The organism is Streptomyces prasinopilosus, assembly GCF_001419695.1.
Classification (GTDB): Bacteria; Actinomycetota; Actinomycetes; order Streptomycetales; family Streptomycetaceae; genus Streptomyces; species Streptomyces prasinopilosus.
The window spans coordinates 1-9,977 of the sequence record NZ_LIRG01000069.1 but is presented as its reverse complement, the minus strand read 5'-3'; the positions used below and the strand labels follow the sequence as shown (position 1 = coordinate 9,977).

The window sequence follows — 9,977 nt, the reverse complement described above, 5'->3', positions numbered from 1 at the left end:
GTCTTGGGGGCGGGCGGTGATGGGGTCGATGGGGGGTGTCTGCTGGTCGCACCAGGTGAGGAAGAAGCCGATCTCGCGGGTGTATTCGGCGCGTGTGGAGGGGCGCAGCACCGAGTTCTCGAGCCAGGTGTGCAGCAGTTCCCATGCGTCCATGCCCCATAGTCTGCCCACCACAGTGATCAGTTACAAAACTTCCGAGGCACCTCACCCCTGATGGCGGGGTGGTTACGGTGTGCGCGAGAGTGCAGGGCGGGGTCGCGCGGACGCGGGCTGGAGTGTGGTGGCCTCGGAAGTTTTGTAACCACTTCGATCATGGGGCGGGGCGCGCGGGCCCTGGTCGGTGCTGCTGGAGCACACGTTAGGCCCGCGGGCGGGAGACGTTCCCCCTGCGCCGCGGTGGCGTGCCCGGGAAGCGAAGCGGCGCCCTCCCCGGTGGAGAGGACGCCGCGGCCGGGCGGGACAGGGCCGGTCAGTAGTCGGTGCCGGGGATCGCCTCGTCCGGCCGCTCGGTCTCCTGGCCCAGGGTCCGGCACACGACGCACTGGTGGTCGAACTCGGTGGCCTCGTGGCACCGGCTGATCTCGTCAGCGGTGAACTGGTCGAACATGCGGGTCTCCTCTTCGTACTCGGGGCAGTCGGGCTGGTGGTAGTCGGCGTCGTTCGGGCAGGTGCACTCGGGGCTGTCGGGCCGGGAGCAGCCGGGCTCGTGGGCGGCGGCGGCACAGCAGCGGGAGCAGTCGCAGTCCCGGGTGCGGGCCAGGAACGGCGGCCGGCACGGGCCGGGGTGGTCGACGGGCGCCCAGACGCGGGAGGGGCAGACCTCCTCGATGGCGGCGGACGCGGCGAGGGCGGTACGGAGCGAGTCGGTGGCGTTCATGGGGTTCCCTTCTACAGGACGCCTAGGTGTCACAGGCCGGGTATGGCGTCTTGGTCGATGTCGAAGCGCGGGCTGGTGTGCCGGGGCTCGGGATCGCAGGTCGGCCCGTATCCGCGGCGTTTCGATTCGGGGTCGGTCAACTCGTGAGGACACCCGGGCGCCTTGCACCAGACGCGGGCCCGCTGCCCGGGGTCGATGAGCAGCGCTTTCTGCCGTCGATCGTCCATGAGGTCAGTGTGGTCCCTGCGTTGGGCTGGTGGTTGCGGAGCAAAATTTGTATGCTGGCCGCACGCTTCGCTTGTGACTAGGCCACTCCCCGGTTCGGGAAGTGGCCTTCGTTGTGTCCGGGGTCAGGCGCTGCGCGGCTGCCAGTGCACGGGGTCGTTGCCGGTGCCGAAGCAGGTCGGGCAGTTCCCGGTCTCCATGTCGCAGTCTTCGCAGCCGTACCCGTTGCATTCCGGGTGGGCGCCGTCGCCCTGGCAGGTGCGGCAGTCGTACATAGGGGGTCTCCTTCTGGTCAGGCGGCGAGCTGGTGGGCGGCCTGCTCGAAGAGGCGGGCCGCGGTGAGGTCCTTGGGGCGGTAGACGGCGAGGCGGGCGGTGAACGCGGCGCGGTCGTAGAGCTTGACGGGAACGGTCTTGGTGCGGCGGCCGCGCAGCTTGACGTCAGTGTGGATGAGGGCGGTGGGGGTGGTTCCCCGGGAGAAGGCGCCGGCGTAGCGCTTGGCGGTGGTGTCGTCGATGCCGGCGGCGACGAGGTGGGTGCGGGCGGTCTGGGGGGTGCCGGTGTTGATGGCGCGGCGGGCGCGGGTGGCGGCGCGCTGGGTGCGGGTCCGGTTGCGGATGGTCTGGCGGGCCTGGCGGCTGCGAGCGTTCATCGTGGGCTCCCCCTTGGTTGGTGCGGTGTGACCACAGTAGCGCGATAAACATTGCATTGCAATGCACGAGCGCGTACTGTTGAACCCGTTGGGGCGCCGCCCCGACCGCCACACCCGACGGGCATGGCGCTGCAATGCAGACTGGAGGACACTGAGGTGGCTAACGCCCCCACGCGCCCGCCCACCTATCGGTCCGGGCGGCGCCCGCCGAAAGGACACCGCCGCGTGCCCCGTCCCATGCGCGAACAGCTGACCGTCATCGCCGACTTCTGCGAGGAGAAGGGCCGCCCCGACTACGCGGCCGAGCTCCGCACCCTCGCCGGCCCTGGCGGCTGGTCCCAACTGCGCGAAGGCGCGGGTTCGGGCGCGTACACCACGAACATTCCGCTGACCATGCACATCGGGCTCCGGGACGCGCTGAAGGCGGCTGCGGAGAAGCAGCGGAAGAACTTGAGCGGTCTGGTCACGCAGGGGCACGGCAAGGTGCTGGCCGGCGACTGGACGCCGCCGGAGCCGGCCCGGTCCTCACTGAAGGGCAAGCGGGTCGTGCTGAACGTGACGGTCGAGGACAGTCTGCGCGGTCAGCTCCGGGAGCGGCTTCCCGCCCTTGGTAAGGAGCTGGGTTACGCCCGGAAGCTCACGGAGTCGTGGGTGGCGATCTCGTACCTGCGGGAGAAGTTGGGCGTCACGGACGAGGACGTGGCCGCGTTCGCGCGGGTCGCTGAGCTGAACAAGGCCGAGTAGCGGCCCCGGGCGGGGCCGGCCTGGACGCCGACAACCAGACCGGCCGCCGCCCGCACATCATCGAGTACAACCCCATAGGAGAGACCTCACATGGCTCAGGCCACGCAGGCCGCCGCGAACGCGGGCGGTCCCACTCAGCACACCCGTTTTCAGTTCAAGAAGGCCACCAAGGAGCAGGCCAAGGCGCGCGTCGCCCTGGACGGGCCGTCCGGGTCGGGCAAGACCTACACGGCGTTGACGATCGCCACGGCGCTGGGTTCGCGGATCGCGGTCATCGACACCGAACGCGGCTCCGCCTCCAAGTACGCCAACGAGTTCGCGTTCGACGCGCTGGAGCTGTCCTACTTCTCCCCGGAAGACCTGGTGGAGGCGCTCGCCGCGGCGCAGGCCGGAGGCTACGACGTGGTCGTGGTCGACTCGCTGTCGCACTTCTGGTCCGGGACGGGCGGCATGCTGGAGCAGGTCGACCACGCGGCGAAGAAGGGCTTCGGCGGGAACAGCTTCGGCGGGTGGAAGGAGGCCCGGCCGATGGAGCGCCGCATGGTCGATGCGCTGGTCGCCTACCCGGGCCATGTGATCGTGACGATGCGGTCGAAGACGGACTACGTGCTGGAGGCCAACGACCGGGGCCGTCAGGTGCCGCGGAAGGTCGGGCTGAAGCCGGAGCAGCGCGAGGGCTTGGAGTACGAGTTCGACATCGTCGGGTCGATGGACTTCGAGAACACGCTGGTGGTCACCAAGTCGCGGGCCCGGAGTTTGACGGGTGCGGTGGTGAAGGAGCCGGGGATCGAGTTCGGGCAGCAGATCAAGGCGTGGCTGGAGGACGGCAGCACGGTGGAGCCGGTGGAGGACCTCATCACGGAGGCGAACCGGCCGGAGGCGACGTTCGAGGATCTGGGCGCGTTGATGCGGAAGGTGCGGGCGCGCCGGCTGGAGGGGGCGCCGATGTTGTCTCCGGAGGGGCAGCCGACGACGCTCGGGGAGCGGATCCAGGAGCGGGGTAAGCAGATGCGTCGGGCCGTCCAGGGCGGCGACGCGGAGCGGGGCGCGGCATGAACGGTCACCGCGTCGGTGTGGGCGTCCGTGAACGGTTGTACGTCTCGACCACGGACACGTTCGACCCCGCCGAAGACCTGGACTTCATCGCAATCGAGTACGCCATCAACGGCGAGCGGGTGAAGCTGACCACCGGGGAGAAGATCTATGCCGCGCGGATCCTTGACGGCCGCGGCTTCAGCCTGAAGGCCGTTGGGCAGCTCATTGGGTCCGATAGCTCGACCGTCACCGGCTGGAAGAACAACGGCTGGAAGCCCGGTGGTGCCCACCCCAAGACTCGCGTGAGGCAGGCCAGGCCGGAGCCCGTCTGTGGTGAGCCTCGCATGTACCGCCGGCATCTCAAGGCTGGGGAGTCCTGCGACGTCTGCCGGGCCGCGAACGCGGCTGCTGACCGCCGCTACCGCCTCACCGGTAGCCGTAAGGAGGCGTCGTGAGTCCGAGCGCTCGTTACGCCAAGCGCACGCTGACTGAGTGGGATGAGCTGATGGTCTCTCTCGGTTTGGAGCCGTCGACGTCGGCGCAGATGGGTCCGCCGCCGATGCCGCGTGAGCACGGTACGCCTCGGGGTGCGCGGCAGCACTGGAAGGAACGCGAACGGCTCTGTGCCCCGTGCCGGGATGCGTACAACGCCTGGCAGGAGGAGTACCGGGCCGGTGGTCAGTACCGTCTCACTCGGCTCCCGGACGATCGCCGGCGGGAAGTTGAGTCCCTGCTTCGTGCTGGTCTCAGTGACTGGGCTGTTCACCGGCAGACTGGCGTTGCCCGCACCACGGTTGCCCGTTACCGGAAAGACTTCGGTCTGCCAAAGCACGGGGCTCATAAGACTGCTGCATGATCCCGGGGCCCTTCGGGTCCTCGATACGGGGCCTGCCGTCGTGCGGGCCCCTTGGAGGTTCCGTCCTCCCTGAAGTCCCCTTCCTGGGGCGTCCCGTATCACCTCACCCGTCCCCGGCTGTTCGCCGAATCGAGGTCCGTCATGTCTGAACCCGTCCGCTGGGTGATCCCGGCTCTCCTGGTCGTCTCTGTGCTCGGTGTCGTGCTGGCCGTGTGGTGGGAGCGGCGCCGGCCGTTGGCGTACACGCGGAGCCGGGAGTACCTGGCCCGGCGGGAGGAGTGGCGGTCGATGCCGGCGGTGGTGCAGGCGGCGCATGACGAGGCGGTGCTGGACGCGCAGGAGGCTGCGGCGGCTCGGGCGGGGGAGTCGTCGGTGGTGCGGACGGCTGAGCTGATCGTGGCCGCGGAGTGGGCGCGTTCGATCACGGAGAAATGACCATCCCTTCCCCTGATGTTGGAGGTGAGTGCCATGGTGGCGCGCACTGTTTCTGCCGCCGTGGCGTTTGCCGCGGCGGTTGCCGTTTACGCCCTGGTGCAGGCCCGGGATCGCCGGCTCAGGCGTGAGGCGGTGTCGCAGCGGTTGATGGCCGGGTGTGCGGCCCGGGACAACGTGGCTCTGCGGGGACAGTTGGACGTGTTCCGGCTGCGGTTGTCCCGGGAGGTGACGCCAGCCGCCGCGCCGTCCGCTCCGGCCGGTGTCCCGGCTTTCCCGGGCCCCTCGCCCGCTCCCTCGGCCGCTCCGCCTGCTCCGGCTGCTGCCCGGTCCGTGCCCGGCCTGGTGGCCGACGCCGTGAATCCTGCCCCCTGTTCCCCGATAGCCCCGTCCTCGGAAGGAGACACCCCATGACCGACTCGATCGCTCTCAGGAGAGCGTGGGAGAAGCACCCGCACTTCCGGTACCGCGGGTGTGCTCCGGACGTGGACCAGCCGTCCCGGGCGGCGGGGGATACGGCCCTGTCGCTGGACGCGTGGCACGGGGAGGACCTGGATGGTGGTGAGCCGCAGCGGGTGCGGGAGGCCCGGCAGGCGGCCGCGGTGGAGGTGTGCCTGAACTGCCCGGTGATGGTCCAGTGCGACGCCTACGCCAACTCGGTGGTGGTGGAGGGCGGGAAGGCACGGTTGGCGGAGCCGGACGGGATCTGGGGTGGCCGGCTGGCGTTGGAGCGGCATCGGGCGTTCATCCGGCGCCGGCACGAGGTGGCCGCGCAGGCGCCGGTGCGGCAGATGCGGACGCCGCAGCGGTTGCGGGTTCTCGAGGCGCTGGCCGTGCACGCGGAGGCGGAGGCGGTTGCCCAGGCGGCGGGGGTGGACGTCAGGACGGCGAACTGGCAGCGCTCCCGGCTCGTCACGCAGCTGAACCTGGACAAGGGGACCGCGACCCGCCGAGAGCTGCTGGCCGCGGCCGTCGACCAGGGGCTGCTGGACGAGTCGGTGGTGGTGGCGGATGACGGAACGGTGCCCGCGGTGCCGCCGCCGGTGCCGTCGTCCGGGTCGTCGCCGTCCTCGAGACCCGCCCCGTCCGCGGAGGCCGTGCCGTCGGTGGAGGTACCGGGGGCGTCGGGCGGGCTGTCGTCCGGGTCGGTGCCTGCGGTGGGCCGGCTGCGTGCGTCTCGCCCGCGGCGTGGCCGCCGCTCCCGGGTCACGATCGCGGGCCCCGGGCAGCTCCCCCTCTTCGACACCCCGCCCCCTTCCTCGTCCGCGCCCGTCGTGTCTCTCCGTTCCGTCCCTGTCTCTCTTGGAGCCGCAGCATGAACCACATCCCTGCCACCACCCCCGCCTCCTCCGACGACGTCCAGGACGGCGTCCTCGAGGACGAGGCGTTCGAGACGATGCGCACGGATGCCGTGCTGACGGGGCGTGCGATGTCGTCGGGTGAGTTCCTGGCGGGTCTGATCGCGAACGCCGAACTGGAGACGGTGGGCCGTCCGGACAAGCTGGCGCGGGATCTGTTCCCGGACGTGGACCCGGTGGTGGTGCAGCGCATCTGGGATCGGGCGTTGGCGGTGGGTCTGCATGCGGGTCGCCGGTCGGTGATGCCGCGGTTGTACCGGGATGAGATGGACCGGATAGCGGGGGCGCTCGAGGAGGCGGGCTTCCACGCGATGGGCGGGAGTGTGGCGCGGTCGCGGCGTCTGGTGGCTCCGGAGGTGCCGCATCCGGCGGACGGCGAGGCGGCGGACGGGCACTGACGGGCCGTGTCAGATCCGATAGGGGTAGGCGGCGAGCGCGATGCGGGCCGCCTCCGGGAGGTCGGGGTGGCGGTGGAAGGGGCGGACCGTGTGGAGCAGGGTGCACCACAGTTGCCATGCCGCTTCTTCGTCGGCCCCGGCGTGCTCGGTGAGTTGCTCGGTGAGTTGCCAGGCTGCGGTTTGTGCTGCTTGGCGCAGGGCGCGGGGCAGGCTGAGCAGTTCGAGGGCGTCGGTGCTGAAGTGCTGTCCGTGCGGGATGTACCGCTGGAGGCTTTGCTCGGCTTCCTCGGTGCGGATTTCTACGAAGGTGGTGATGGCGCGGATGGCGGGGAGGTCGGGGAGGTCTCGGGTTTCGGTCATGGCGCCGCAGCGTAGCGTCTGACGGCCCGTCGCCCGTTGGTGTGATCAGTCCGACGAACGACACAAGGGGAAGGACCTGGGACAGTGGCCGCTTCAACCGGTAGCATGTGGTACACGTCAGACGACCATTCAGATTAGGTCGCTGGCCACAAGACAGAGGAACGGCCCCGCAGTGGTCCTGGTGCTGGTAACACCGGGTGCGGGGCCGGGCCGACACTCAACAGCTGCGAAGGTGCCGACATGGCAAAGAGTACCCGGACATCCGGACGATCAGACAGTGCAACCTCAGCCACCGCCGTGAAGATCACACCGGCGATGCAGGCGGGTCCTGTCACCACTACCCCCTCAGCCGCATGACCGCCCAGGGCGGGGACCTCCTCGCCTGGTTGGACAACGCCATCGGCGAGCGCGAGCGGATGGCACAGGAATCGGTTGAGCAGGCCACTGTGAACCTGGCAGGGGCAGAGGCGTCCTCTGTCAGTGTTTGGCGCGTGATCGAGCGTCCCGCGACTGGAACGTTCGTGGCGACGTGCGACCAGTGGGATCGGGTCGCGGAAGTGGTGCCCACATACGGTGGCGCGCACGCTGAGCACATCGCGGCGAACGACCCCGCCTCGGTCCTGCGTCGCTGCGCCGCCGACCGGAAACTCATCGCTGAAGTTCGCCGTACCGCCGCGAACGCCAAGTACCACCCCAGCTCTGAGCCGTATGCGGCTTGGGCTGAGGCCATGCAGCGCGCCCTGGAGCTGGTAGCTGAGGGCTACGGCTGGACTGGGCAGACCCCACCCATTGAGGGAGATCGAGTGACGTAGTGAGTAGCTGAGGCGGGAGGTTCCTGGGCCCCTTGGCGGGGGCTCATCCTCTACCGCCTGGCCGCTGGTGTTGGCGCACCGTGCGCGGCCTTCGTGCAACGGCCCCGAGTTGGCTCTCGGAGCTAAGGCCCGAACTTCGATCCGGTTTGGCGACCGGCCCGATTCGAGCGACTTTCAAAGGTTCGGTCAGAACCACTTTCACCACCAGGCGGGCTTTTACGTCCCGCAGGACGGCAGGTACATAGTGCCTCAGCGCACCCCCGACTGTCACGTTCAGCGCCCCACCGCGCCGGAAACCTCCGCAAACGTCCCCCACAGGGACGGCACCCAGTGCCTCCCCGTGCCCCCCGCACACCAGTGGCTGCACGCCACCACCGGCCGCATCGCCACCTGCCCGCACTCCTGGATGCAGGCCGTCCACTGGGTCCACGGCAGCGGCCACTACACCCCCCAGCGCACCGGCGGCCCCCGCGCCATGAACACCACCACCCTCGCCGTCGCCCAGGAAATCAGCGCGCTGAAGGAGTGCCGGCCCTCCGTCGACTACCTCGCCCGCAAGCTGAAGGTGTCCGTGCGCACCGTCAAGTACCACCTGGGCATGCTCCGAGAAGCCGGCCTCCTCGTGTACCGCAGCAAGGGCACCCGCATCCGCGGCGGCGGCAACCAGGCCTCCGTCTTCGAGCGCACCATCCCCCACGCCTTCGACCACGCCCTCGGTATCCGGACCACCGGCGAAGGGGTGCAACGCCGTCCCGTCGGCGCCGCCCCCGAGCACCGCACCCTTCTCGGAAAGCTCGCCAAGAAGGCCGCCCGGAAGGTACGCCGCCCCCACCGCCGCACCCCCCTTTCGGGCGGTACCCGTTGCACCCCAATGCAGGTGGGTACTTCCGGCACTTCTTCTGCGGCTGGTACTCACTCCCCCCCTGAGAGCAAGCTCGCAAGCGGGGAAACCAAGTCCCCCACCCCCAAGTCATCGAAGCGCGGGCCGCGAACCCTGAACAAGGTCGGCCGCCGCTACCAGCTCGCCCGCCAGCTCATCGAGACCGTGCCGTGGCTGCGGAGCGCGTCCGTTCCCCGCATCGCGTGGATCGTCCGCCACGTCGCCGACGAAGGCTGGACCGCCCTGGAGGTCCAGGCCATCGCCGAAATGGACCGGCCCATCCAGCCCGGGGAGGCTCGCCGCCCGTCGGGAATGCTCGCCAACCGGCTCGGACAGCGGCACCTGCTGTTCACCACCGCGGCCCGCCGCCAGACCGCAGTGGAGGCGTGGCAGGACTCCCGCGTCCAGGAGCAGGCCCGGCACGCTGAGACCGGCTACGGCGACCTTGGTGAGGGCCCCAAGAGCCCCGCCGCCCGCCGCGCCATGGACGAAGCCTTCGCCGCCATCCAGGCCCGCCTCACACCCGTCGTGGAGGAGCCCGTCGACCTGATGCCGGTGGCCCTCGAGGACCTGTCCCGCGAGGAGATCATCGCGGCCCGCCTGGACGGCATGAAGAACCCGGAAGCCGTCCTCTCCGCGATCGGCCTGCTGGGCGAGCGCGACGCCCGCCGCCTGTACACCAACCGGCTCGTCGACCAGACCCTCGCCCTCGAAGCCATCAACGCCCGCCGCGACACCTTCGCCCCCGCCTTCTGAGGAGACCCCGTCATGCCCAAGAAGACCAAGAACCGCAGCAGCCGTCAGGCCAAGCAAGTCCGACAGGCCCGTGCCCTCGCCACCCGGCGGGAAGGCCAGATCCGCGTCACCTGGCAGAAGACGTTCGAGGCGTTCCGCCAGGCCGTCATCGACGGCTACTTCACCACCGTCGGCGAGAACGGCCAGCCCGCCCGCGTCACTGTGGCCAGCATCCGGGAGCGCGTTGAAGCCGGCCTCGCCAGCGACCCGAACGAGGGCCCGCTGGACGGCCTGCGCGAGCTGGTCGGCATCCTCACCATCGAGCTCGAGATGGGCGGCTTCCGGCTGCGTCCGGACGGCTTCTGGGAGATCCCGGAGGAGTACCGGGTCGAAGCCGACGGGCAGGAGATCGCGCCGCCCATGGCCACCGAGATCGAGGCCGCCTTCCACGGGTGGCCGAACGACTGGGCGCCCCGGGCCGCGACCGCCCTGGACGGGAAGGCGCAGCCGTGACCGACACCCCGCCCGCGTCCGGCGCCGACCTCGCCCGCATGGCGCTCGCCGCCGCCCGCGCCACCGCCAAAACCCAGCCCGCCCCCGGCCCGAAGAGGAC

The 9,977-nt window shown here is 70.2% G+C and carries 14 protein-coding genes; 9 read left to right on the top strand and 5 right to left on the bottom strand.

The features are described 5' to 3' along the window. Positions 1-469: 469 nt before the first annotated feature. From AOK18_RS04410 to AOK18_RS04405, 4 genes are all read right to left on the bottom strand, one after another. Positions 470-877, bottom strand: a complete 408-nt coding sequence (locus AOK18_RS04410) for a hypothetical protein (protein ID WP_055693441.1) — start codon at positions 875-877, stop codon at positions 470-472. A gap of 29 nt (positions 878-906) precedes the next feature. Next, positions 907-1,104 carry a DUF6011 domain-containing protein gene (locus AOK18_RS32870; RefSeq protein ID WP_157865027.1) on the bottom strand — a complete coding sequence of 66 codons (198 nt, stop codon included), beginning with the start codon at positions 1,102-1,104 and terminating at the stop codon, positions 907-909. Between the two features lie 123 nt (positions 1,105-1,227). Further along, entirely contained in the window at positions 1,228-1,377 is a 150-nt protein-coding gene (locus AOK18_RS32865) for a hypothetical protein (RefSeq protein WP_157865026.1), read from the bottom strand. Between the two features lie 17 nt (positions 1,378-1,394). Further along, positions 1,395-1,754 (bottom strand): hypothetical protein, encoded by a 360-nt coding sequence (locus AOK18_RS04405; RefSeq protein ID WP_055693440.1) that lies wholly within the window; start codon positions 1,752-1,754, stop codon positions 1,395-1,397. Positions 1,755-1,979: 225 nt separating this feature from the next. Between AOK18_RS04405 and AOK18_RS04400 the strand changes: the two genes are divergently transcribed. The 6 genes from AOK18_RS04400 to AOK18_RS04375 all read left to right on the top strand — a co-directional run bounded on the left by AOK18_RS04400 (position 1,980) and on the right by AOK18_RS04375 (position 6,577). Beyond that, entirely contained in the window at positions 1,980-2,498 is a 519-nt protein-coding gene (locus tag AOK18_RS04400) for a hypothetical protein (protein WP_157865025.1), read from the top strand. Between the two features lie 90 nt (positions 2,499-2,588). Then, positions 2,589-3,554, top strand: a complete 966-nt coding sequence (locus tag AOK18_RS04395) for an ATP-binding protein (RefSeq protein WP_079104842.1) — start codon at positions 2,589-2,591, stop codon at positions 3,552-3,554. Further along, complete coding sequence (locus AOK18_RS04390) at positions 3,551-3,988, top strand: hypothetical protein (protein ID WP_157865024.1); 438 nt, start codon at positions 3,551-3,553, stop codon at positions 3,986-3,988. The genes AOK18_RS04395 and AOK18_RS04390 overlap by 4 nt, the downstream gene beginning before the upstream one ends. Before the next feature lie 542 nt (positions 3,989-4,530). Next, positions 4,531-4,824 carry a hypothetical protein gene (locus AOK18_RS04385; protein WP_055693437.1) on the top strand — a complete coding sequence of 98 codons (294 nt, stop codon included), beginning with the start codon at positions 4,531-4,533 and terminating at the stop codon, positions 4,822-4,824. 407 nt (positions 4,825-5,231) lie between these two features. Beyond that, complete coding sequence (locus AOK18_RS04380; protein ID WP_055693436.1) at positions 5,232-6,140, top strand: WhiB family transcriptional regulator; 909 nt, start codon at positions 5,232-5,234, stop codon at positions 6,138-6,140. Further along, a complete protein-coding gene (locus AOK18_RS04375) occupies positions 6,137-6,577 on the top strand; it encodes a hypothetical protein (protein ID WP_055693435.1) in 441 nt (146 codons plus the stop codon). The genes AOK18_RS04380 and AOK18_RS04375 overlap by 4 nt, the downstream gene beginning before the upstream one ends. Positions 6,578-6,586: 9 nt before the next feature. On the opposite strand, the gene AOK18_RS04370 is transcribed toward AOK18_RS04375, so the two are convergent. Beyond that, the gene (locus AOK18_RS04370) at positions 6,587-6,937 is read right to left on the bottom strand and encodes a hypothetical protein (protein ID WP_055693434.1); all 351 of its coding nucleotides are present in this window, start codon (positions 6,935-6,937) and stop codon (positions 6,587-6,589) included. Between the two features lie 353 nt (positions 6,938-7,290). Here AOK18_RS04370 and AOK18_RS04365 point away from each other — a divergent pair, with 353 nt between their 5' ends. The 3 genes from AOK18_RS04365 (at position 7,291) to AOK18_RS04355 (ending at position 9,877) form a co-directional block, all read left to right on the top strand. Continuing rightward, entirely contained in the window at positions 7,291-7,749 is a 459-nt protein-coding gene (locus AOK18_RS04365) for a DUF6221 family protein (protein WP_055693433.1), read from the top strand. A 340-nt stretch (positions 7,750-8,089) separates the two neighbouring features. Beyond that, the gene (locus AOK18_RS04360) at positions 8,090-9,385 is read left to right on the top strand and encodes a helix-turn-helix domain-containing protein (RefSeq protein ID WP_055693432.1); all 1,296 of its coding nucleotides are present in this window, start codon (positions 8,090-8,092) and stop codon (positions 9,383-9,385) included. A gap of 12 nt (positions 9,386-9,397) precedes the next feature. Next, positions 9,398-9,877, top strand: a complete 480-nt coding sequence (locus AOK18_RS04355) for a hypothetical protein (RefSeq protein WP_055693431.1) — start codon at positions 9,398-9,400, stop codon at positions 9,875-9,877. The last annotated feature ends 100 nt before the right edge of the window (positions 9,878-9,977 follow it).

What these genes read in the sequence shown, in the direction of transcription:
- AOK18_RS04370 (WP_055693434.1), bottom strand. Translation starts at nt 6,937, where the DNA reads ATGACCGAAACCCGAGACCTCCCCGACCTCCCCGCCATCCGCGCCATC.
- AOK18_RS04385 (WP_055693437.1), top strand. Translation starts at nt 4,531, where the DNA reads ATGTCTGAACCCGTCCGCTGGGTGATCCCGGCTCTCCTGGTCGTCTCT.
- AOK18_RS32870 (WP_157865027.1), bottom strand. Translation starts at nt 1,104, where the DNA reads ATGGACGATCGACGGCAGAAAGCGCTGCTCATCGACCCCGGGCAGCGG.
- AOK18_RS04405 (WP_055693440.1), bottom strand. Translation starts at nt 1,754, where the DNA reads ATGAACGCTCGCAGCCGCCAGGCCCGCCAGACCATCCGCAACCGGACC.
- AOK18_RS04395 (WP_079104842.1), top strand. Translation starts at nt 2,589, where the DNA reads ATGGCTCAGGCCACGCAGGCCGCCGCGAACGCGGGCGGTCCCACTCAG.
- AOK18_RS04390 (WP_157865024.1), top strand. Translation starts at nt 3,551, where the DNA reads ATGAACGGTCACCGCGTCGGTGTGGGCGTCCGTGAACGGTTGTACGTC.
- AOK18_RS04365 (WP_055693433.1), top strand. Translation starts at nt 7,291, where the DNA reads ATGACCGCCCAGGGCGGGGACCTCCTCGCCTGGTTGGACAACGCCATC.
- AOK18_RS04380 (WP_055693436.1), top strand. Translation starts at nt 5,232, where the DNA reads ATGACCGACTCGATCGCTCTCAGGAGAGCGTGGGAGAAGCACCCGCAC.
- AOK18_RS32865 (WP_157865026.1), bottom strand. Translation starts at nt 1,377, where the DNA reads ATGTACGACTGCCGCACCTGCCAGGGCGACGGCGCCCACCCGGAATGC.
- AOK18_RS04375 (WP_055693435.1), top strand. Translation starts at nt 6,137, where the DNA reads ATGAACCACATCCCTGCCACCACCCCCGCCTCCTCCGACGACGTCCAG.
- AOK18_RS04355 (WP_055693431.1), top strand. Translation starts at nt 9,398, where the DNA reads ATGCCCAAGAAGACCAAGAACCGCAGCAGCCGTCAGGCCAAGCAAGTC.
- AOK18_RS04410 (WP_055693441.1), bottom strand. Translation starts at nt 877, where the DNA reads ATGAACGCCACCGACTCGCTCCGTACCGCCCTCGCCGCGTCCGCCGCC.